The organism is Treponema sp. J25, assembly GCF_004343725.1.
GTDB lineage: Bacteria > Spirochaetota > Spirochaetia > Treponematales > Breznakiellaceae > J25.
Window position 1 is genome coordinate 103,387 of sequence record NZ_PTQW01000005.1, and the last position, 22,288, is coordinate 125,674.

Annotated in this window: 20 protein-coding genes; 12 read left to right on the forward strand and 8 right to left on the reverse strand. The window is 51.9% G+C overall.

Annotation, left to right across the window (positions count from 1 at the left end):
- Window positions 1-40: 40 nt before the first annotated feature.
- The 5 genes from C5O22_RS01475 to C5O22_RS01495 are packed head-to-tail and all read left to right on the forward strand — an operon-like array spanning window position 41 to window position 3,502.
- Entirely contained in the window at window positions 41-343 is a 303-nt protein-coding gene (locus C5O22_RS01475; protein ID WP_132779422.1) for a cation:proton antiporter, read from the forward strand.
- The gene (locus tag C5O22_RS01480; protein WP_132779423.1) at window positions 340-573 is read left to right on the forward strand and encodes a hydrogenase subunit MbhD domain-containing protein; all 234 of its coding nucleotides are present in this window, start codon (window positions 340-342) and stop codon (window positions 571-573) included. The genes C5O22_RS01475 and C5O22_RS01480 overlap by 4 nt, the downstream gene beginning before the upstream one ends.
- On the forward strand, window positions 570-1,337 hold the full coding sequence (mbhE, locus tag C5O22_RS01485; protein WP_165910358.1) for a hydrogen gas-evolving membrane-bound hydrogenase subunit E: 768 nt from the start codon (window positions 570-572) through the stop codon (window positions 1,335-1,337). The genes C5O22_RS01480 and mbhE overlap by 4 nt, the downstream gene beginning before the upstream one ends.
- Window positions 1,327-1,689, forward strand: a complete 363-nt coding sequence (locus C5O22_RS01490; protein ID WP_347812554.1) for a sodium:proton antiporter — start codon at window positions 1,327-1,329, stop codon at window positions 1,687-1,689. The genes mbhE and C5O22_RS01490 overlap by 11 nt, the downstream gene beginning before the upstream one ends.
- Window positions 1,661-3,502: a complex I subunit 5 family protein gene (locus C5O22_RS01495; protein WP_132779425.1), complete on the forward strand. Its 1,842-nt coding sequence runs from the start codon at window positions 1,661-1,663 to the stop codon at window positions 3,500-3,502. Before C5O22_RS01490 ends, C5O22_RS01495 begins: the two co-directional genes overlap by 29 nt.
- Window positions 3,503-3,551: 49 nt before the next feature.
- On the opposite strand, the gene C5O22_RS01500 is transcribed toward C5O22_RS01495, so the two are convergent.
- Complete coding sequence (locus C5O22_RS01500; RefSeq protein WP_132779426.1) at window positions 3,552-4,730, reverse strand: PP2C family protein-serine/threonine phosphatase; 1,179 nt, start codon at window positions 4,728-4,730, stop codon at window positions 3,552-3,554.
- 282 nt (window positions 4,731-5,012) lie between these two features.
- On the opposite strand from C5O22_RS01500, the gene C5O22_RS01505 reads away from it, so the two are divergent.
- Both C5O22_RS01505 and C5O22_RS01510 read left to right on the forward strand, forming a co-directional pair.
- The gene (locus C5O22_RS01505; protein WP_132779427.1) at window positions 5,013-6,251 is read left to right on the forward strand and encodes a zinc-binding metallopeptidase family protein; all 1,239 of its coding nucleotides are present in this window, start codon (window positions 5,013-5,015) and stop codon (window positions 6,249-6,251) included.
- Complete coding sequence (locus C5O22_RS01510; protein ID WP_132779428.1) at window positions 6,251-7,234, forward strand: glucosyl-3-phosphoglycerate synthase; 984 nt, start codon at window positions 6,251-6,253, stop codon at window positions 7,232-7,234. Before C5O22_RS01505 ends, C5O22_RS01510 begins: the two co-directional genes overlap by 1 nt.
- A 191-nt stretch (window positions 7,235-7,425) precedes the next feature.
- On the opposite strand, the gene carB is transcribed toward C5O22_RS01510, so the two are convergent.
- The 4 genes from carB to C5O22_RS01530 all read right to left on the reverse strand — a co-directional run bounded on the left by carB (window position 7,426) and on the right by C5O22_RS01530 (window position 13,905).
- Entirely contained in the window at window positions 7,426-10,653 is a 3,228-nt protein-coding gene (gene carB / locus C5O22_RS01515; protein ID WP_132779429.1) for a carbamoyl-phosphate synthase (glutamine-hydrolyzing) large subunit, read from the reverse strand.
- Window positions 10,650-11,867 carry a glutamine-hydrolyzing carbamoyl-phosphate synthase small subunit gene (gene carA, locus C5O22_RS01520; protein WP_132779430.1) on the reverse strand — a complete coding sequence of 406 codons (1,218 nt, stop codon included), beginning with the start codon at window positions 11,865-11,867 and terminating at the stop codon, window positions 10,650-10,652. Before carA ends, carB begins: the two co-directional genes overlap by 4 nt.
- A 339-nt stretch (window positions 11,868-12,206) precedes the next feature.
- Window positions 12,207-12,674 carry a Cys-tRNA(Pro) deacylase gene (gene ybaK / locus C5O22_RS01525; RefSeq protein ID WP_132779431.1) on the reverse strand — a complete coding sequence of 156 codons (468 nt, stop codon included), beginning with the start codon at window positions 12,672-12,674 and terminating at the stop codon, window positions 12,207-12,209.
- Window positions 12,675-12,690: 16 nt separating this feature from the next.
- Window positions 12,691-13,905 (reverse strand): FprA family A-type flavoprotein, encoded by a 1,215-nt coding sequence (locus C5O22_RS01530; RefSeq protein WP_132779432.1) that lies wholly within the window; start codon window positions 13,903-13,905, stop codon window positions 12,691-12,693.
- Window positions 13,906-14,104: 199 nt separating this feature from the next.
- On the opposite strand from C5O22_RS01530, the gene C5O22_RS01535 reads away from it, so the two are divergent.
- Window positions 14,105-16,339, forward strand: a complete 2,235-nt coding sequence (locus C5O22_RS01535) for a diguanylate cyclase domain-containing protein (protein ID WP_132779433.1) — start codon at window positions 14,105-14,107, stop codon at window positions 16,337-16,339.
- Between the two features lie 70 nt (window positions 16,340-16,409).
- Here the strand turns inward: C5O22_RS01535 and C5O22_RS01540 are convergent, their stop codons facing one another.
- Window positions 16,410-16,847: a response regulator gene (locus tag C5O22_RS01540; protein WP_132779434.1), complete on the reverse strand. Its 438-nt coding sequence runs from the start codon at window positions 16,845-16,847 to the stop codon at window positions 16,410-16,412.
- A gap of 113 nt (window positions 16,848-16,960) precedes the next feature.
- Here C5O22_RS01540 and C5O22_RS01545 point away from each other — a divergent pair, with 113 nt between their 5' ends.
- Window positions 16,961-17,938, forward strand: a complete 978-nt coding sequence (locus C5O22_RS01545; protein ID WP_132779435.1) for a tRNA dihydrouridine synthase — start codon at window positions 16,961-16,963, stop codon at window positions 17,936-17,938.
- Here the strand turns inward: C5O22_RS01545 and C5O22_RS01550 are convergent.
- The gene (locus tag C5O22_RS01550) at window positions 17,935-18,564 is read right to left on the reverse strand and encodes a carbohydrate-binding family 9-like protein (RefSeq protein WP_132779436.1); all 630 of its coding nucleotides are present in this window, start codon (window positions 18,562-18,564) and stop codon (window positions 17,935-17,937) included. The two genes, C5O22_RS01545 and C5O22_RS01550, sit on opposite strands and share 4 nt — an antisense overlap.
- Window positions 18,561-19,193: an adenylate kinase gene (locus tag C5O22_RS01555; protein ID WP_132779437.1), complete on the reverse strand. Its 633-nt coding sequence runs from the start codon at window positions 19,191-19,193 to the stop codon at window positions 18,561-18,563. Before C5O22_RS01555 ends, C5O22_RS01550 begins: the two co-directional genes overlap by 4 nt.
- Before the next feature lie 275 nt (window positions 19,194-19,468).
- Between C5O22_RS01555 and C5O22_RS01560 the strand changes: the two genes are divergently transcribed.
- From C5O22_RS01560 to C5O22_RS01570, 3 genes are read left to right on the forward strand one after another with little or no spacing between them, the layout of a single operon-like run.
- Complete coding sequence (locus C5O22_RS01560; RefSeq protein WP_132779438.1) at window positions 19,469-20,473, forward strand: ABC transporter substrate-binding protein; 1,005 nt, start codon at window positions 19,469-19,471, stop codon at window positions 20,471-20,473.
- Between the two features lies 1 nt (window position 20,474).
- Window positions 20,475-21,503, forward strand: a complete 1,029-nt coding sequence (locus tag C5O22_RS01565; RefSeq protein WP_132779439.1) for an ABC transporter permease — start codon at window positions 20,475-20,477, stop codon at window positions 21,501-21,503.
- The gene (locus tag C5O22_RS01570; RefSeq protein WP_132779440.1) at window positions 21,496-22,287 is read left to right on the forward strand and encodes an ABC transporter ATP-binding protein; all 792 of its coding nucleotides are present in this window, start codon (window positions 21,496-21,498) and stop codon (window positions 22,285-22,287) included. Before C5O22_RS01565 ends, C5O22_RS01570 begins: the two co-directional genes overlap by 8 nt.
- Window position 22,288: the final 1 nt, after the last annotated feature.

A 22,288-nucleotide genomic window follows, 5' to 3' on the forward strand; every position in this document is an offset into this window, starting at 1 on the left:
CTTTGTCCGGGAACCTTCTATTTCTAATGAGGTCGATATCATGGTTGAAATACTATGGACCATAGGGGTGATTCTATTAACGGTAGTTGGCGGAGTGTTTACCCTGCTTGGTGCCCTGGGGCTCCATCGCTTTAAAGATCCCTACGTTCGGCTCCAGGTTTCGTCTCTCGGGTCTACCACAGCGCCCTTTACCTATTTCCTTTTGGCCCTGTTACTAGCGGAGGACTGGCAAAGCAGGTTACGGGTACTCATTATCCTTTTATTTTTTCTGGTTTCTTCTCCTACCACCACCCATATTATTGGCCGCTATGCCTGGAAATCAGAAGGGAAAATAGGCCGATGACGGTTATACTCCTTGTTGCGATTCTGGGGCTTTCGATATATGCGCTGATATGCAAAGATCTTCTGTATGGGACTATTGCCCTTTCGGTGGTAAGTGTCCTTACGGCCCTGCTTCTGTATATCCTTCATGCCCCTGATGTGGCAATTACAGAAGCCGCCGTTGGGGCGGGAGTTTCGACGGTGATATTTGTATGGGTGATTCGAAAAACCCAGCGAAGGGAGGAGACATGAAGCGATATATCATCGGTGTGGCTTCCCTCGTGATGATAGGGGTGGTGGTATTCCCCATCGTGCTTTTTTCGGCGGAGTGGCCTGGTAGTGCCCGGGATTTTCTTGCTCAGTCCGCGGTCCCTGAGACGGGGGCTACCAATGTGGTGGCTTCTATTTACTTAGGCTATCGCTTATACGATACCCTGGGAGAGACCATGGTATTACTGGCAGCTCTTGTCGGGTCGGTATACCTTATGACTGATCATGGAAAAAAGAAAGAACATTTCCCGGGGACCGCTCATGATTCTTTTTCTTTGTCCGTCCCGGGGGAAAATATCCGTAAACAGTATAAAAGGGTCCAGCGGACAGAGGTTCTTTCTCTTACGGTAGGGAAATTGAGCCCCGTAGTACTTCTTTTTGGGTGGTACGTTATGTTTTTTGGGCATCAATCGCCGGGAGGCGGTTTCCAGGGCGGCGTGGTGGTGGCTTCAGGTATTACCTTTTTACTCATGGGGCGCCGACTTTCACAGGAGATAGGGGTGCTCTTTCAAAATACGGTTCCCATTCAAAGGATAGAAGTGGGAGCCCTTGTGGCTATTCTTCTTCTTATAGGAAGTGGCCTCCTGCGGGGTCAGGGATTTTTTTCCAACCCCTTTGTAGGGGCAGAAATGTCGATGCCCGTTACCTACATCGTTCTTTTTAATATAGCCATCGGTATAAAGGTAGGAGCTGGTCTTGCGATCCTGATGATACTGATGCTCCGGGGGACGGTACGTGATACTTGAGCAACTTCTTTTAGGGATGTTTTTTTTAGCAGGGTTTGGGGGCCTTATCTTTTGTAAGAACCTGATAAAAAAGGTCTTTGCCCTTTCTGTTATGAATTCGGCGGTTATTTTGCTTTTTATGGTAGCAGGGGATCGAATTGGGAAGCGGGCTCCCCTGGTACTCGATCCACAGGAAATACTTCTCTTACAGGAGATGGTGGATCCCCTTCCCCAGGCCCTCATGCTCACCGCCGTAGTTGTGGGGCTCTGTGTCACCGCCTTTGCCCTGGTCCTGGTGTATCGTCTCTATCGGGAGTACGGTACCCTCAATATCGATATCATCTATGAAAGGATACGGGATGCATCCCATTGATTGGAATATTGCTCTCCTTATGTTGCCCCTCGGAGGGTTGAGCATCGCTCTTTTTGCAAAAACCCTGGGGAATAGCAGAGTTCGCGATGGATTAGATTTTCTTGCAGGAATAGGGGGCATTGTTCTCCCCCTGGTACTTCTTGGTCCCCTCTATGTGGTAATAAAAGAAAAACCCTGGTATCCCTTTGTGGGACAGCAACCAGACCTCTTAGGGATTCAGCTTTCCTTTGATGGTCTTTTTTGGCTTTTAAGTCTTCTGGGGCTCATAGGTTCCTTTCTTTCCTGGCTCTATACCCGTTCTACGGCATTAAAGGGGCCGGTTTTTACTGCCCTTTTGTGTCTCCAAACCTTTGGCCTTATAGCAACGGCGGCCTCGGCGGACCTTTTCAACCTGTTTGTCTGTTTTGAGATTCTCGGCATTGCTTCGTACGTGCTGGTAGCCCTGGCAGGGAAAGGAAGGGCCTTTTTAGCAAGCTTTAGTTACATGATGGTAAGTTCTGCCAGCATGTTGTTCTTTCTTCTGGGGGTCTTTGGGCTCTATAAAGTAACGGGTCGTCTTTCCTATAGCGGGATAAGTCAGGTCCTTGCGGGGGGAATAAGCGCCGAATCGGTGTGGATGGTGCGACTTTCGGTGATCTGTATTGTAGGGGCTACGGCGGTGCGGATTGCCGTTCTGCCGGTCTATGGGTGGCTGCCTGAGGCCCATGCCTCGGCTCCCCATGGGGTTTCGGCAGTTCTCTCGGGGGTACTCATTAAGGTGCCCCTTTTTGCGTTGGGGCGCTTTTTGTTCACCCTGCAACAGGATGTGCCATTCCTTGCCCCTGATGTGCAGCGGCTTACCCAGATTCTCGGTACCGCTGGAACCTTTACTTCCCTGGTGGCCACGGTGCTTTCCCTTTGTCAGCGGGATGCGAAGCTTATATTAGCCTATTCCTCTATCAGCCACATTGGGTATATCGTCGCTGCCTGGTCCCTCGCTTCCCCCCTTGGGTTTGTAGTGGCCTATCTCCATGCCTTTTCCCATGCCATGGCAAAGGGTATCCTCTTCCTTACCGTAGGAACCGTCTCAGACAGGCTTGGAGAACGGAATGTGGATAAGGCCCGTGGGGGGCTTAGCCAGGGTTGGTTTTTGTTTGGGGCTTTCCTTGTGGGGGTCCTTTCCCTCGCGGCCCTTCCACCCCTTGGAGGATGGGTAAGTAAGGGGGCGGTTGCGGAGCTCTACAAAGGGGGGTGGCAATATACGATTCTTTTTATAAGTTCCTGGGGAACGATGGCGGCCATGCTTCGTCTCTCCCAATTGTTCTGGCATCCCTTTTCTGGAAAGTCTTTTTTCCCCTCTTTTCTTAAAAAACCTTTTCCAGCTTTATCTTCTCTGGAACCTGTTTTCCCCTCTTCCTCAGGGGGGGCATCGATTTCGGGGGGTAAATCGGCTTCTGGTGAAGTTTCCCAGGATGCTGATGCTTCCCAGGGGAACGGGAAACAACGCTTACCCCGGGGGACACTATTTTCAATAACTCTATATGGACTCCTTTGTATCGCGAGCGGTGTTTTTGCCCACCCCTGGATTTCATTGGTTACATCCCTTTTATCTCCTACCCCCGCGGCCCATGAAAAGGGCATAACCATCCCGCAGCCCTCTGGTTCTGCTTTTATTACGATAGTTGCGGGGGCCCTCCTGTTTGGACTATCCCGCACCAGAAGGGGAGGGCAACTCCTGCAGCTTATCCGAAACCGTCCCCAGAGCTTTGAAGGCCTTGTGGGGGCCTTCAGTGTGGCCATAGGCGCTCTCGCAGCCCTCTTACTTATTCCCTGATTAGAGGGGGATTCATACAGGAGAAAAGGAGGGGCTGGCTTTCTCTGGGTTACGGTTCCATAATGCGAATGTCTACCAGGGTGATATCATCGGCCAGGTGGGATTCGCCAATCCAGGAGGTAATGGTTTCGTTGAGTCGGTCCTGGAGAGCTGCAGGCGAAAGCCGGTGGATGTCCCGGACTAATTCCAGGGCCTTATCGTCGCCATAGCGTTCTCCAAAGGGGTCGGTCATGTCGGTGAGTCCATCCGAAAAGGCCACAAGCCGCATCCCCTTCAACATAGGAAGCAGGATAGGAGCATCGATGTCGATCTCCGGAGCAATCCCTAAAGGAGGCATGGTGGGCTTGGCCATTTTGCAGGCTAATTTCTTTTCCTGTTCCTGGGGCATAAAAATAACCACCGGTGAAAAACCGCAATTGTGAAGTTCAATGGTTTTTTCCTTAAAATTGAGGTAAAACAGAACCGCCGCCACAAAGACATCCTCGGGATTTAGATCCCGGATCATGCCGTTGAGGAGCTTGGTAGTCTCTACAGGGGTCCCTGAATGATGGAATAGGGCCAGGGCAGAAAAGAAGGCCCCCAGGGCAGTGGTGGTTAAGGATCCAGAAAGGTTTTTCCCTGCCACATCAAAACACCCTACCAGATACTGGTCCCCATCGAACCGGTAGGCCCGGTAAAAGTCGCCTCCCACCTCGTGGGCCATGCGATTAAAAAAAGTAATCCTTACGCGGGGATCTTCGGGAAGACTTCGAGAAAGCAGGTACCGCTGGATTTCTCCCGCCCGCCGCAGATCCTGGGCCCGCAGTTCATTCAGATATACCAGCATATCCTGAAGGCTTACGATGCCCAAATAACTGCGGTGATGCTGGACGATAAACCAACTGGTCTGTTCATTCTGTTGTTCTTTTAAGGCCTCGGCGACAATACGATCCACGTAATCAGTGGCCTCTACTGTTTTACGGGCCGGTATCATGTAGGCATCAAGGTCTTTTTGCCAGAACCGTTTCCATGCCGATTCTACGAGTTCCTCAAGGACGTGGCGCGGAACTACTCCTAACACGGCTCCATCCCGTTCTACCGGAATCACCTTAAGCTCTGGTCGATCCTGAATCATCTCCAGGGCCCACCCCGCTTCGGAACCCGCGCTCAATGGTTCAATACAGTCGGCGATAAAACCAACCTGGAGGGGTGAAAACATCCGCCCTATTTGTCGTGCTGTAATTGCCATAGCCTTCCTCTTGCGATTACTTTTGCGATGATGGGGATCATTATATGACGAAAATGGCGAATTTTAAAGTTTTTTTATTCCTTTTTCTTTGAAATATGACAAATATCCAGTATACTAATGCTGTTATAAAACGAGAGGGAAAATCTCTTTTTTCAGGGAGGTTTGGTAAAGGCCCTCGGTGCTTCACAGGTTTTCTCCCTGCGAATTTTGATTCTTCAGGAATTGGTTTCCCCCAAAAATAGGGCGGGATAGGAATACACAACACGAAAGGAGAGATATCGGTTGTTTAATGGGTTAAAGAAATGGTTTTCTTCTATTCTCTCGGGGGTACAGCAGGGGGTCAAAACTATCCTTGGCTCACTGAGAAAAACCCCGAGTCCCCTGGTAGATCGAATTATGGCGGATGCCCTACGGCTTGCGGAGTTACCCTCTCCTACAGAGGGTGAAACAGAACGGATCCGTTTTATAAAAGAACGGCTTGATGCCCTGGGTGTACAAAGCTTGCTTGATGAAGGGGGCTTTTTATGGGCCCGTCTGGCGGGGGAACGGCAAAGGGAAGGGGATCCCTTGCTTCTGTATACCAATGTGGGAACTGCCCATTGGCATCAAACCTATAGTCTCGGTCGAGTAACCACTGAAAAAGCCTATGGTTCGGGCCTGTCGGATGCCCTGGGCCCGGCGCTCCTTATTTCTCTAGCGGAGGCCCGGGAGACGGGGGCCCTGCCGTTGCATACTGATGTGGTGCTCCTGTTTGCGGCCCAACACTCGGAGGCCCTTGATGAGGCTCTTTTTTCTCGTCTAGCCCGGGACCGTCTGTTACGCCCTCAGGTGGCTCTTATAGTGCAGGGGTTTCTTTTGGGCAGGGTTACCACAAAGACCCTGGGAACTCACCGATTAGAGGTGATTGTGGGCGGGGCCCCCGGAACTCTCGCTGGCGGACCTGCAGGAAGCGGAACCATCGGTGGGGGACCGGCAGGAAGTGGTGGCGCAAAAAGCTCCGATGCGGTGAAGGCCACCGTGGAGATTGCCCAAAAGTTAGCGGGCCTTTCCTGGGATACCTCTGGATCTACCCGCTGTTGGATCCGACGGATTGAAGCAGGTTCTGGTTTTGGAAAAGAAGCTACCGAGGGAGTTCTCGAGATAGAGCTTGAATCTGCCGCAGAGGACCTACTCAAAATGGCGGTCCAGGTTGCTAGTGCCACCGCCCAGACGACGGCAACCGCCCTTGGTGTGGGAGCAACAATCCATAATCGGGGATCTATTCCGGTGGGGCAGGACCGATTGATGGAACCGGTAACAAAAAAAATTACTTCCCTCTGTCGGGATCATCATATCAAGGTCCAGGAAACATCCTCTCCAGATATGTCGGCCTTTTTTACGGTCCATGGTGTTCCTGCGGCTACCCTGGGGGTGGCGCAGGGGAAAGAGGGGCTTACCCAGGATGAAATTGATATTGCCTCGTTAGAAAAAGGACGGGAACTCCTTTTTGCTCTTCTCTCTTCGCTGGATAAGGAGGGATAATGGAACTCCAAGGGAATCTTTTAGAGCGTACCTGGCACCATTCTCGCTTTCAGGATGTAGCCCATCTTGTGACATTAAAACAGAAAAAGGGGCTTTCTATTTCTCTTGCTTTTCCTACGTTAAATGAAGAAGCCACTATTGGGAAGGAAATCCTGGTCATAAAAACAGAACTTATGGATCGCTATCCTCTGCTCGATGAGATTGTGGTGATCGATTCTTCTTCGCAGGATAAGACCCGGGAAATTGCTCAGCGCTTTGGGGCCCGGGTATATGAATCAAAAACGATTCTTACTTCTTATGGTTCATATAAAGGGAAGGGTGAAAATCTCTGGAAAAGTCTCTATGTCCTTAAAGGAGACATTATTGTCTGGGTTGATGCGGATATTTCTAATATTTCTCCCAAATTCGTCTATGCCCTGGTGGGGCCCCTTCTGGAATATGATTCCATTGGGTATGTAAAGGCCTTTTATGAACGGCCCATGCAATCTGCCAAGGGAATCATGCCCTCTGGGGGTGGTCGGGTCACCGAAATTTTGGTGCGCCCCCTCTTTTCTCTCTATTACCCCGAATTGGCCTATTTTATTCAGCCCCTCTCAGGGGAATATGCGGGGCGCCGCACTATCCTTGAGCGCCTGTCCTTTTCGGTCGGGTATGGGGTAGAACTGGGGCACCTCCTCGATCTGTACCATGAGTATGGGATGGGCATCTTCGCCCAGGTAGACCTGGATATTCGGGTGCATCGGAATCAAAGTACCGAAGCCCTGGGGAAAATGGCCTACGGGATTCTCAGGACCTTTTTTAATCGGGCCCAGCGCTATGGGGAAGCTCAGATCCTCAGGGACCTCCATCCCTATCATCTTACCCTCCAGGTAGAAGGGGACCAGCACCGAATTCAGCGACATGAAATTCCTGCCACCGAACGGCCCCCGATGATAGAAATTCCTGAATATCAAAATCGCTTTAAGAGAGAATCGAACCCCTAAGAGCCCGACAGAGAGAGCCTCAAAAAGGATTGGTAAAAAGGGGTAAAAAGGGCTCCGCGGGTAAAAGCCCACCGGCGAGGGTTCTTGTGGGCAGGACGCTGGAAAACCACCGGAAAATCCTCTTTTCGGTGGAAGCTGGTCCCTCAAGAGGGGACCGCTTCCTGCCGGAGGGTTCTGTTTCGTTGTAAAAATTACTGATAGTCTTCCCAGGCCTTTATCTCAAGGCCCCGTTTGTTTTTGTATTCCAGGGCTTCGATAAATTGCCGGGCCACCTTGATGTTGGTAAAGAGGGGAATATCAAAATCAATGGCCATACGTCGAATCAGGTAGTCATTCTTGAGTTCCGTCTGGCGATTGTTTTTAGGAATATTGATAACCAGGTCGATTTCTCGCCGTTTGAGCATGCCCGCAATGTTGGGTTCCTTTGATTCCAGGGGCCAGTTCAGGGCTTTTACGGGCACCCCCCGGCTTTCCAGGAATTTTGCGGTTCCCCGGGATGCATAGAGAGTATAACCCATGGCAACGAGTTTTTGCGCCGAATCGAGGAAGTCCACCTTATCTTCCAGGGGCCCGGTAGAAAGGAGGATGTTCTTTTTGGGAACCCGGTAACCCACCGAAAGCAGGGCCTTCATAAAGGCATCGTCTAACTCACTGCCAATACAGCCCACCTCGCCGGTGGAAGCCATTTCTACCCCCAGAATGGGATCTGCCCCATGGAGGCGGGAAAAACTGAACTGAGCCGCCTTTACGCCCACCCACTCTAGGTCCAGGGCGGAAGTGCCGGGGTGTTGGACCGGTTCGTCCAGCATGGCCCGGGTGGCCAGGTCTATCATGTTGACCCGACTCACCTTGGAACAGAAGGGGAAACTCCGGCTTGCCCGGAGGTTGCATTCGATGACCCGGACGTGGTTCCGCTGGGCAAGGAACTGAATGTTAAAGGGTCCGGTAATGTCCAGGGCCCGGGCAATCTGGGCGGTGATTTTTCGGATCTTCCGGACCGTTTCGATGTAGAGCCGCTGGGCAGGGAGCACCACCGTGGCATCCCCCGAATGGACCCCCGCATTCTCGATGTGTTCCGTAATGGCATCATAGAGGATTTCTCCCCGTTTGGCCACCGCATCGATTTCAATTTCCTTAGAGTTTTCGATGAATTTGGAGATAACCACCGGGTGTTCGGGAGACACGTCTGCCGCCAGAGCAAGAAACCGTTCCAGGCTTTCATCGTCCCAGGCCACATTCATGGCGGCCCCCGAAAGGACGTAACTTGGTCGGATAAGCACGGGGTACCCCACCTCGTGGGCAAAATTTCGGGCCGCCTCTATGCTGCTGAGCTCCTTCCATGCGGGCTGGTCAATCCCGAGCTTGTCCAGCAGGGCCGAAAACTTGTGGCGATCCTCGGCGGTGTCGATTGCGGTGGGATGGGTGCCGTATATTACCACCCCCGCTTTGAAAAGTTTCATGGCCAGGTTGTTGGGGATCTGGCCCCCCATGGAAAGGATTACCCCATCGGGCCGTTCTCGCTCATAAATGTCCAGGACCCGTTCAAGGGTAAGCTCTTCAAAATAAAGCCGATCACACACATCGTAGTCGGTGGAAACCGTTTCGGGGTTACAGTTCACCATGATGGTGTATCGCCCCGCTTTTCGGGCCGTCTGAATGGCATTGACGCAGCACCAGTCAAATTCGACGCTACTACCGATCCGGTAGGCCCCCGAACCGAGGACCATGACCCCCCGATTAGCGGGCACCACATCGTCGATGGTGGCGGCCCCGCTGGACGCGCCGGTTGCCGCCCCGTAGGTCATGTACAAGTAATTGGTCTTAGCTGGATATTCGGCTGCGAGGGTATCGATTTGTTTGATGGCCGGTCGAATTCGATATTCTTCCCGGAGGCTGCGGATCCGATCTTCAGAAAAGCCTAGAATCGCACCAATCCGAGCATCGGAAAAGCCCATCCGCTTTGCCTGGGCAAGGAGTTCCCGGTCCGGGAGTTTGCCTTTATGGTCCCGTAACCTTCGTTCTACCCCCAGCACCCGCTGAAGGCTGTATAAAAACCAGCGGTCTATTTTGGTAAGCCGATAGATCCGTTCCACCGACCATCCTTCGTCCAGGGCTTTATAAATGGCAAAGATCCGCCGATCCGTGGGTTTTGCCAGGGCTTCCTTAAGGTTAGTAAAGCCGCTGCCTAGAAGGGCCTCGTCCGCCGCAAGGCCGGGGGCCCCAATGCCCAGCATCCGCAGGGCCTTTTGGATTGCCTCCTCAAAGGTGCGGGCAATGGACATCACTTCGCCCACTGACTTCATCTCCGAACCAATCCGCTGGTCCACATTTTTGAATTTGGTAAGATCCCACCGGGGAACCTTAACGACACAATAATCCAGAGCAGGCTCAAAACAGCTCTTTGTAACCCGGGTAATGCGGTTTTCTATTTCTGTTAAGGAATACCCCAGGGCGAGTTTGGCAGCCACGAACGCAAGGGGATAGCCCGTAGCCTTAGATGCGAGGGCTGAACTTCGGGAAAGTCGGGCGTTTACTTCGATGATCCGGTAGTCCTCCGAGTGAGGATCCAGGGCGTACTGGATATTGCATTCTCCAACTATCCCCAGGTGTCGGATGACATCGATGGCGATGCGGCGCAACTTGTGGTATTCCGAATCAGTAAGGGTCTGAGAGGGCGCTACGACAATGCTTTCGCCGGTGTGAATCCCCAGGGGATCGAAGTTTTCCATGTTACACACGGTGATGCAGTTATCAAATTGATCCCGGACCACCTCATACTCAATCTCTTTCCAGCCCCCCAGCCATTCTTCTACCAGTACCTGGGGAGAGTGGGCAAAGGCCCGGTCGCAGCGACGGACCAGTTCTTCCTCGTTTTTGCAGATCCCCGAACCGGAGCCCCCTAAGGCATAGGCCACCCGGATCATCACGGGGTAGCCGATTTTCTGGGCCGCCTCTCGGGCTTCGTCGGTGCTGGTGGTGGCGATGCTCCGGGGCGTCTTGGCCCCAATTTCGTTGAGCCGTTGCACAAAGAGTTCCCGATCTTCCGTGTCTTCGATGGCCCGAACCGGCGTACCGAGTACCTGAACCCCATACTTGTACAGGATTCCCTCTTTTTCCAGGGCGACGCCACAATTTAATGCCGTTTGTCCGCCGAAGGAAAGGAGAATCCCATCGGGCCGTTCCTTTTCTATTACCTGGCGGACATACTCCGGTGTGACCGGCAGAAAGTAGGTTCTATCCGCCATGCCTTCGCTGGTTTGAATGGTGGCGATATTCGGATTGATGAGGACGGTGGTGATTCCTTCTTCTTTCAGGGCCTTCAGAGCCTGGGATCCGGAGTAATCGAATTCCCCGGCCTGCCCGATTTTAAGGGCCCCCGAGCCTAACACCAGAACCTTTTGTACGGGTACCCGTTTCATGCGACGCCCTCCTTACTGTCTTCTTCGTGTCGGAGCATGCTTACCGGTGTTTCCCCCGCCGGAAGAACCCGTCGGGGTTCTTCGGGAAGCCCCGCGTGGTGTCGGACGGTGGCAAGAAATTCGTCGATAAGAAACTCCGTATCCCGGGGGCCGGGACATCCCTCTGGATGGAACTGAACCGCCCGGAAGGGGCCGGTGGTGCTTTTAATTCCTTCTACGGTTCCGTCGTTGGTATTGACAAACCAGCTTTCCCAGCCCCGGGGAAGGGTATCTTCCCGGACGGCGTACCCATGGTTCTGGCTTGTGATATAGCAGCGCTGGGTGCCCACTTCGGTACAGGGCTGGTTTTGGCCCCGGTGGCCGTAGGGAAGCTTGTAGGTATCGGCCCCTGCGGCCAGGGCCATGAGCTGGTTCCCCAGGCAAATACCGAAGATGGGCTTGGAATCGGTAAGGGCTTTGCGGAGCGTGGCAATGGTCTTTCCACAGGCTTTGGGATCCCCCGGACCGTTGGAAAGGAAAATCCCATCGTACTCGAGTTGAGAAATATCGTAATTCCATGGCACCCGGATAAGCTCCACATTTCGGGCTATAAGGCAGCGAAGGATGTTTGCCTTTGCCCCACAGTCCACAAGAACAATCCGGGGCGCCCGCTTTGTTCCTGAGATAATGGGAGGATAGACCTGCACCTCCCGGGGAGAGACCTCTGCCACAGGATGGGCGATATCCCCCGATTCAAAGGTAACTTCCCGGCACCCTTCCACCAGGATTTTCCCCCGCATGACCCCCTGTTCCCGAAGTCGTTCCGTAAGGGCCCGGGTGTCGATACCGTAGATTCCCGGGACATTGTTTTGTTCGAGCCAGGCGCTGAGGGTGCTGGTACTGGCAAAATGGCTTGGTTCTTCGCAGAGTTCGGCCACCACAAACCCGGCGACCTGGATGCGATCTGATTCAAAATGAACCGGAATGCCAAACCGATCGAAGTAGGGTTTCCCTGTTTTGGGTTGCAGGGGAACCCCATAGTTACCTATGAGGGGATAGGTGGCAACAAGAATTTGCCCCCGGAAACTGGGGTCCGTAAGGGATTGGGGGTAGCCAGTCATACCGGTGGTAAAAACCACCTCTCCTGCCTGGGACCGGGCCTTGCCAAAGGACCAGCCGATATATTCTGACCCATCCTCCAGGACAAGCCGTGCCTGTAATCGCTTTTTCTTCATGGGGGTATCCTCCCAAGTATGCCGGGGCTGAACAATCCCTTGCCAAGGGAGATCCTTACGTAAGGGTTTGTTGCCCCAGGATAATCTGTAGTATGAGGATACGCTTTTATTCTTGAAAAATCAAGGGAGATGTCAAAAATTCAGAATAAATTTTACAGAAAAAGCTAAAAATTGATATTTCTATTTTGGTTTTTATTGGAAAAATCAATTTTCTTTTCTTGAAATTGAGAGTGAAGGGGTGAAAAATGATGGCGATCTTCTGGCTGTGATGGCGATGATACCTTCTTCCTAGAAGAAAAAATCTGCGGCGGTACGCTTCGCAGAAAAGCAGACGGGGAGTTATACCAGCGAGGCAAAGTGGGCTCCGATAAGCCGGGCCAGATCCTGGGCCGCCAGTTGGACCTGGAGTCCCCGCTTACCCGCGCTTACGGTGATAGCATCAAACAACAGGGCGAGCTCTTCGATGTAGGTGGGAAACAGTTTTTTCATCCCGATGGGAGAACAGCCCCCCCGAATGTAGCCGGTAAGGCCTTCCAGTTCCCGGAGGGGAAGGGGATCTATTGCCTTGTTGCCCGACGCCCGGGCGGCCTTTTTCAAGTCTACTTCGTAGGGGCCGGGAACCACACATACGAGGGGTCCGCTACGGTCCCCTACTAACACGATGGTTTTGAATACCTGTTCTGGGGGTATTTGTAAGATCTCGGCCGCATGGACCGCGGAAAGATCCGATTCGTCCACCGGATACGACAGAACCCGGTGGGCAATCTTGTGGCCTTCGAGGATCCGTATCACGTTAGTTTTTTCCATGGCTCCTGATTTTTTCTTAAACCCCTTTTATCTTTTGGGCAAGGAGTTTCCCCGCTTCTTCGAGGCGCTTGATGTCCCCTTCCTTGGGGATTCCCGCCCATTCAACGGAAGCCAGGCTTTCCCATTTGAGGGGTTCGATGGCTGCTTCATATTCCTTTTGTGCTCCTCCGACCCATCCCCAGGAACCGATGCGGACCACCTTTTTGTGATAGATGTGTTTTCGGCGAAAAATATCGAGCACATACGCCATGGGTGGAAACATGGCATATTCATAAGTAGGCATGGCAAGGAGAATTCCCTCTGCCCGGTATGCGTCGGCCAGCACATACGAAACATCTTCGTTGGGTACCCGATGTATCCGGTAGGGAACCCCTTCGCTTTCGATACCCCGCAGAACCGCCTCAAGCCCCAGCCGGGTGTTATCATACATGGAACCCCAGATGACACAAACTTCCTTTTCTGCGGGCCCTTTGCTATAAGATGCGTACCGAAGGTACCGTTCGATGATTTCGGCCGGCCGCGTTCGCCACACAATCCCATGGCTTGGGGCCACACAACGAATGGGAAGACCGGAAAGTTTTTGAATGCCCCGTTCTACAAAGGTGGAAAAGGAGGCCACAATGTTGGCGTAGTACCGGAGACTTTCTTCTTCATAAAACCGGTGTTCCTCCGGGGTAAATTGATCATCAAATACCCGGTCTCCCAGTTTCCCAAAGGACCCAAAGGCGTCGCACGAGAAGAGGGTCCCCGAGGTCTCTTCCCAGGTCATCATCGTTTCGGGCCAATGGATATTAGGGGTCTCGAAAAACCGGAGTATCACCCCATTACCAAGGTCAAGCTGGTCGCCATCTTTTACTGCCCGTACCCCCTCTGTGATATTGTAAAAAGATTCTACCAATTTGATGCCCTTGGCGGTGGAGATAATTTCAAGGCGGGGATTAATGTTTCGCAGTTCTGCCAGATACCCCGTGTGATCCGGCTCAAGGTGGTTCAAAATGATATAGTCAATCTGTTCAAAGGATGTCCCGAGAGAATCGAGTTGCCTTCGCAACTGATCCGCCGCATTAGTCCAGTCCCGTACCAGATCGATGAGGGCGGTTTTTGTTCCCCTTACCAGGTAGGTGTTCAGGGAAACCCCTTCGGGAATAGGCCAGATCCCTTCGAATCGGTCATCCGTTTCGATATCTGCATGCAGACAGTATACATGGTCTGCGATACGGTGGGCTTTCATAAAACTGCTCCTTTCAGGGTAATCGTAGTAATCTTACATTGATACAAGGTAACGGATTTTTTGTATTCTCTCAATATGGGTGCTTCGGAAAAAAGAAAGCCTTTTTATAATGGGCTGGCCCACCGGTTTTCCCCAAAGGTGAAAAAAGAGGAATGGGGCGCCCTTTGATAAGGGTGTACTACAAGGATACCGATCCGATTTGAAAGATCCTTATGGTTGTAGTATAGTTAAGGCGGTAATGAGTGGTCCCATGAAAAATGCTTCTTCTGGCATGTCTGATTTTTATCCTTCTTTTTTGTTGCCCATGACGGAGTGGGAAGAAAGTCCGGGAGAAGGCGAACCCCTGATTGAAGAGCGTCCCTCGACAGATCCTATCCAGCTTGCCTGGAGTTACATCCGTAAGGCCCGTTCGGTACTCCTCTTATCTCGAACAAAGGAAGCCCAGGAATGGGCCATGAAGGCCCTGGAACTGTTTAAGGCCCATCAACATACCCGGGGCCTTGTGCATGTGTTTCTGTTTTTGGGTATCCTTTTTCTTGAACAAGGGGCCTTAGAAAAATCTCTGGAAAATACGACCCTGGCCATTGAGCTTGCTCAAAATATGAAAAGCCCTGAATTAGAAATTCTGGGGTTCCATACGGTGGGTCAGGTTTTGCTTAAAACAGGAGAGGTTCATGAGGCGCTCCAGTATTTCCTCCAGGCCGATAAGAAGATAAAAGAGGCTACCAGCCTGCAGGGGAGCAAGGTTTTCTATGAGCTAGAAACCCTCCTTTTTATCAACCTGGGAGAGGCCTTTATTGCCCTGGGAGAGACGGACAATGGGGCGGAGTATTTTGCCCTTGCCCAGGAAGCGGCGACCCATTTGAACAATGTGACCGTAGAGATACGGATCTTAAAGGGCCTTGCGATTATTCAAAAGAGAAGGGGCTTCCGAAAAGAGGCCATGGAGATGTTAGAGCGGGCTATCGAAGAGGCCCAGCGCTATTCCCTTCGTCTCTATCTTATCGAACTGTGGCTTGAGCTAGGAGTGATTCATATTGAGCTCAATGAATATGATCGGGCTATTCAGATATTTACTGATGTTGTAACCGAATCAGAAAAGAATGGGCTTTTCCCGTATGTGGCAGAGGGATATCGAAATCGATCCCTTGCCTACGAAGCATCCCTGAATTTTCGGGAGGCCCTTTCAGATTTTAAACGATTCCATGAAACCCTGGAACATATTTCTCTTGAGCAAAGTGTGAGCCGCCGTCGAGATGCGGAGATTCTCTTCGAACTTGAAAAGGCCCAACGAGAAGCAGAGATATTCCGCTTACGAAATGTAGAATTACGGGAGCATAAGGATGCCCTGGAGCGTTCTAATCGGCAAATTCAGGCTGTTGCAGAGGCTGGTAAGGCAATTACTTCTTCCCTGGATATCCAAGAGATAGCCCGTTTAGTTCAGGAAAATCTTAAGACCCTGATGGAGATAGAGGGCTTTTCTTTGGCCATGTATGAGGAAGCACAAGAACAACTGCAGTTTGTGTTCTGTGTGGAAAAAAACGAGCCCCAGTCCTTGCCCCCTCTATCTTTAGACGATTCCTGTCATCTGCTGGTATGGGTGGTACAACATCAGCAAAGTATCCGCATTGATGATCTGGAAAAGTCATTAGCCGAGGGAGTTAGTCCTTTAAGATATCTGGAGGGAGTCTCGGCCCGATCGGTGATTGGAATTCCCCTGACGCTGGGGGGGACAATTATTGGAACCCTCAGCATCCATTCTCAAAAAAGAAAGGCCTACTCCGAAGAGGATGTGCGTCTTCTGGAATCGATCGGTACCTTTGTGGCCATAGCGATCCAGAATTCCCAGCATCGCCAGGAATTGCTTCGTCTTAATGAAGCCCTACGGGCAGAAAAAGAAGCCCTTGAACAACTTACCCGTAAGGTTTCTCGCCTAGCAAACCATGATGGCCTTACGGGCCTTCCGAACCGTTTGCTCCTGGCGGAACTTCTAGAGCGGGCGATTCAGCGGAGTAAGCGGCAAAAGACGCTGTTAGCAGTCTTGTTTATGGATCTGGATAATTTTAAACCCATCAATGATACCTTTGGACATCAGGAAGGGGATCGTGCCCTGGTAGAAGTGGCCCACAGAATAAAAGGGGCTCTCCGCGCTTCTGATGTGATAGCCCGTGTGGGAGGCGATGAATTTGTGGTGCTCCTGATGGATATGGACAACGAGGAGGGGGCGCGACTTGTGGCGGAGAAAATCATAAAGACCCTGGAACACCCCCTGTACATTGAAGGGCAACTGTGTCAGCTGGGGGTATCTATTGGAATTGCCCTGTATCCCCACGATGGGGGCTCTGGGGACGAACTAATCCGGCATGCCGACGAAGCGATGTACCGAATAAAACGGGCAGGGAAGAATGGGTATACCTTTTATTCTGTTCGTTAGGATGGGTCGCCGCCGACGCAGATCGGCAGCTTTGATTTATCTATTGTGTCACCCGTGAGGAGTCGTTGTATTATTTTTTAAGAACCGCTACAACCCGCTCTAGAACCTTTTTTCGGTCCAGGGGTTTTACAATGTAACTTTTAGCGCCGAGAAGAAGGGACTTCTTGACCACATCTTCCTTTCCAAGGGCACTTACCATTATAACGGTAGCATTTTTGTCAAATTCCAGTATTTTCTCCAGGGCCGTTACCCCATCGAGGACGGGCATGGTAATATCAAGCGTTACAAGATCCACATTTGGGTAGAGTTCTTTGTATTTTTCAATCCCCTGCATACCGTCGGTAGCGGTAGCCACTACTTCGAATCCTTCTGAGGTCAGGATCTGGCCCAGTTGCTTGGCAATGAACATAGAATCATCGATGATGAGGACCCGATAGGGAGTGCCATCGGGTTTTATCCCATCGGGCTTTTTCTCGTTGATACTGGGCATGTCGGTTTTTGCAATCATGGGGTATCCTCCTTCTTCTTTTATAGCGTAACTTAGAGGATATTGCAAGCATCAGTGGGTATGGTTCTGGATCTCCTTTTCATAAAAAGATCCCTATGGTAGGATAAAACCCCATGTCAGTGCCCTATCTTCTTGCCCCCATGGCATCCTTGAGTAATCGGGTTCTCCGGGAACTAATAGAAAGCTTTGGTGGGTGTGATGAGTATTTTACCGAAATGATCAGTGCCCCCGCTCTGCTTGCCGGAGGCCCCTACGAAAAATTCTATATCGATGGGGAGCCCGTTCCCTCTAAGATAGTCTACCAATTGGTTGGCTCTGATCCCGAGGCCTTGGCCCGGGCCGCGGCCTTGCTCGATGGGCGGGAATGTAAGGGGATCGATATCAACATGGGCTGTTCCGCGCCGGAAATCAAGAAGCGAGGTGCCGGGGTATGGTGGATGGCCCATCCGGAAGCGGCATGGAATATGGTAGACCAGGTCCGCAAACAGGTGCGGCGTCGGCGACTGAGTGTAAAGATCCGGCTTGGTTTTGAGCTGAACCCGGAGGAACTCCTTCGTTTTTGTAAAGGCCTTGAAGCGGTCGGGGTCGATATGATTACCCTTCATCCCCGAACGGCCAGTGAAAAGTTTAAGCGTTCTTCCCGCTGGGAATATGTGGGACTGGTACATTCGTCCCTGCGGATTGCGGTCATAGGAAACGGAGACATCGAGACTGCTTTCCATCTTTTGGAACGGGGCCAGTCAGGTCTGTGTGATGGGGTTATGGTTGGACGGGCGGCGGTCCGACAGCCCTGGATTTTTGCGCACGCAAGGGCCCTGGAAAAGCAGGAGCCCTTTTCTCCGGTGGATCTCCTCGAGGTGGGGCTCCGTTTCCTCAACTTCCTTGCTCAGTACCAGCCGGAAGAGTTTCATCCTTCTCGGGCGGAAAAGTTTTTTCTCTATTTTTGCGACAATGTACGCTGGGGCCACTATCTTCGAACCCTCTTGAATCGGGCGGCAAGCCTCAGAGAGAAGGCCCAGGTCCTGGAGCAGTACTTTCAGGACCATCCTGAAGAACGATGGATTCCTCGTCCTTCGACCCTTAACCCTTAGACAAACTCGAGGATCCCAAAATATTCTGGTTGATGGAAACTTACTTTTTCTTTGGGGAAGGAGCTCCAGCTGCCGTAGGAGGGCTTTTCTTCTTCGTTCAATATGATTCGATTAAGACTTATCCGCCACTGAGTTCCTGGTAATGGGGGCTCGGTACGCTCAAAATCATGCCAGGGAAGGGCTAGTTCCAGGACCAGCGTCTTTTCTTGGGAATAATACTGGACGGTATATTGGGCGGTGCTTTTCCAGGGGTACTCAAATTCGATTTCCTTGCCTTCCTGGGTATAGGCCTGGTAATCAAGTAGCGTACCAAGGGCGTTTATTTCCCAGGCCCAGTAGCGGCATCCCGGTGGCATAAGGAAAACTTCAAGGCAGTCATCCCGAAAAACATCCGACTTCGGTTCGGTTCTCCGGGCTCGAAGAGTAGGGGCATACGCGTCAAACCGAACGTAGAGGAATTGGTCCGTATATCCTATTCGTACGCAGGTGGAATATTGCAGGGTATCATAACCCGCCCAGGGAAAATGGAACTCCTCTATGGCGGGTTTATCTTCTAGTTCCTTTCGAAGTTCCGGGGCATCGGGAGAGAAATCCCGGCCAAGGCGGTACGTACGGTAGTGCTTCACCGTAAACCCAGGGCTTTTTTGAAGTTTTCTTCCACCACTTCTACCGCAGGACGGGCATCCACATCGACCAGGAGACCTTTTTGACGATAGTACTCGATAAGAGGAGCCGTCTGGGCCCGATATACCTCGAGGCGTTTCTGGATGGCCTCGCTCCGATCATCATCACGAATGTAGAGCTCTCCTCCACAGCTATCGCAGATCCCCTCTTTTTTGGGTTTCTGAAACAGGACGTGGTAATTGGCTCCGCAGTTTTTACATACCCGCCGACCCGAAAGCCGCTCGATTACCGCCGCATCGGGAATATCAAAATTGACGACCTTATCAATTTTAGAAAAGGTGGCAAGGGCCTCTGCCTGGGCAATGGTCCGGGGAAACCCATCGAGGATATACCCTTTTTTCGTATCCTCCTGACTGAGCCGTTCCCGCACGAGGGCCACGGTTGTCTCATCGTCTACGAGTTTCCCCTCATCGATAATCGCCTTTACCTTAAGTCCCAGGGGTGTTTTGGCTGCAATGGCGGCCCGAAAGATCGCTCCTGTAGAGATTTGGGGGATCCCCAAAATTTCTACCGCCCGGGCGGCTAATGTTCCTTTTCCTGCCCCCGGGGGACCTAAAAATATAAGATTCATGGACTGCTCCTTACTGACATGAAGATACCAGGTCTTTTGTGGGACCCTTTGAATGCGTTCATAATGGAATAAAATTTCACTTTGAGCAAGGTGGCCCTTTGAAAATTCTGTAGTTCTAAAAGCGGTCCAAAGGGCGTAATGGTGAGTGGTATGGGTTTTCTCAAAGAATCGACTATGGGGGATGTAACCCTAAAAGATACAATAACAAAACCCTTGACGGTTCCCTCCTTTTTTGCTATGGTTGTTTCTGTTTATAGAAACGTAGGAGGAAAATAATGAAACAAATCGATGGGTCCCTGCACAAAGGACTGACTATTCTTTTTTTAGGATTAGGTCTCCTCATGGTCGAGGCTTGTACGCAGCGTGAAGGTCGGGCTCCTTCCGAACCCCGCATTGGAATTGCTAAGATTGTTTCCCATCCCGCTCTGGATGCTTTGGAAAAGGGTGTTGTTGAAGAAATATCTGCCGCCTTCCCGAAGGCCCAGCTTGATGTGCAAAATGCTAACGGAGAGCCCGCCACGGCTACCCAGATTGCTCAAAAATTCAAGATGGATAAGGTGGATGTGGCTGTCGGTATTGCTACTCCTACCGCCATGGCCTTGGCAAATGTGATAAAGGACCGGCCTGTTATCTATTCAGCCGTTACTGACCCCGTGGCGGCGGGCCTCGTAGAAAGTTTTGATAAGGGAGGGGAGCATATCACGGGAACCTCCGATCTACCCCCCTTGGAAGCCCAGATTGATACGCTTCTTGCCATTGCCCCGAATGTTAAGCGAATCGGTCATATCTACAATGCCGGCGAAGCCAATTCGGTAACCACCGCAGAGCGCTCCCGGGCCTACTGTGAAAAAAAGGGCATCGACTTTGTGACCGCCACGGTTTCCAATTCAGCCGAAGTATCCCAGGCCTTGCAGTCCCTTATAGGAAGGGTCGATGGAATTTATCTTTCTACGGATAATACGGTCTTCTCTGCCATTTCCACCGTGGCGGATATCTGTTTAAAAAATAAGCTGCCCCTGGTTTCCGCCGATCCCAGTTCGGCAGAACAGGTCCCTGTTCTCGCGGCGGTGGGCTTTAATTATTATGAAATGGGAAAAGCTACTGGTCGCATCGTGGTAGAGGTGCTACGGGGTAAAAAACCCAGCGAGATCCCCACCTATTTTGCCCGGGACCCTAAAGAGCAGGCCCTGGTTCTTAATCTTGATGTGGCAAAAGCCCTGGGACTTACTATCCCGGAGGATCTGGTACAACGGGCTTCTCTTGTGCTAGGCTCCCGGTAAGATGATTGAGGCTATTATTGTCGAAGGACTCGTATACGGCATTCTTGCGATTGGTGTTTTTATTAGCTTTCGGGTGCTGGACTTCCCCGATCTCACCGTAGAAGGTTCCTTTCCTCTCGGCGCGGCGGTTGCCGCTGCCGCAGTGGTGGGAAAGACCCCCTTTTTTATGGCGGCGGCCCTTGCTCTTCTTGCAGGGGCCCTGGCAGGTATAGGGACAGCGCTCATCCATACCCGCTTTCGGGTGCCCCCTCTTTTGGCGGGTATTGTTATGATGACGGCCCTCTATTCTGTCAATTTGAGAGTGATGGGGGGCCGATCTAACATTCAGTTGATTGGCCATCGTCCCTTGATAGAGTTTAGTACTACGTGGATCCCTGGGCTTCCTGCTGACGTAGGGGAGGCCCTCTTTTTCGTGGTGGTGGTAGGGCTTTTCATTGGGCTCCTTGACCTGTTTTTTCATACCGAACTCGGACTTACCATGGGGGCCCTGGGAGATAATGAGCAGATGGTCATTGCCTCCGCCTCGAATCCCGACACGATAAAACTCATTGGGGTTGCCCTTTCGAATTCCCTGGTGGCCTTTGCGGGCGCCCTGGCAAGCCAGCATCACGGCTTTGCCGATGTAAACCTGGGAGCAGGGGTGGTTGCCCTGGGGCTTGCCTCGGTGATGCTGGGGGAGATTCTTTTTCGGAGTAACCGAATCGGAGCCCAGCTAGTACGGGTAGTGCTGGGAGCCCTCTTGTTTAAGGCCATCATGTTTGCCGCCCGTTACTATGGGTATGTGGCGGGGATCACCCCCAATGACCTAAGACTTCTGACGGCTCTGATGATTATTCTTTCGCTGGCGATTGGTAGATGGAAAAACCGTTCTCTTGACCGCCGGAGTTATCGCCGCAGTCGGAGCGGGTTTGTCCCATTGCTCCGGGAGGAGGGAAATATATCTTTGGGGCGAGAGCCAGGTAAATCCGGCGAAGGTCCATTCATGCGGAAAGGTTCTTCCTCTGGAACAAAGGGAGCCCAGGATGATTGAGTTACAGCAGGTTTCGGTGATTTTTAATCCGGGGACCCAGGATGAACGGCGGGCCCTTCAGGAGGTGAATCTTACCATTCAAAAAGGGGACTTTCTCACCGTTATTGGATCAAATGGGGCGGGAAAAAGTACGCTCCTTAACGTGATTGCCGGTTCCATCAGTCCGGTAAAGGGGCGCATCTTAATAGAAGGGAAGGACCGCACGGGGGAAGCCGAATTTCGTCGGGCCCGAGTGATTGGCCGGGTGTATCAGAATCCCCTGGCGGGAACCGCCGCGGAGATGACCGTGGAAGACAACTTGGCAATTGCGCTCAAAAAAGGAAGAAAAACCCTCAGGCTTGGGTTAAACACGAAGATCCGTAGTCGTCTTCGGGATGCCCTTGCCCAGCTTGATATGGGGCTAGAGCATCGCATGAAGGAAAATGTGAGTCGCCTCTCCGGCGGCCAACGCCAGGCCTTGACCCTCCTTATGGCGGTTCTCTCCTCGCCGGCCATCCTTCTCTTAGATGAACATACCGCTGCCCTGGATCCGGCGAATGCTGAGAAAGTGATGTCCTTAACCCAACATTTTGCCCGGGAGTATAATCTCTCGGTGCTCATGGTAACCCACGATATGGCAGAGGCCCTTGCTATTGGAAACCGGCTTATCATGATGGACCGGGGAGAAATCATTTACGAATGCCAGGGTGAAGAAAAACAGCACCTTACGGTGGATATGCTGGTAGAACGGTTTCGTCGCCTCCGTCACCGGGACTTTGCGGGGGACGCGGCCCTCCTGGGATAAA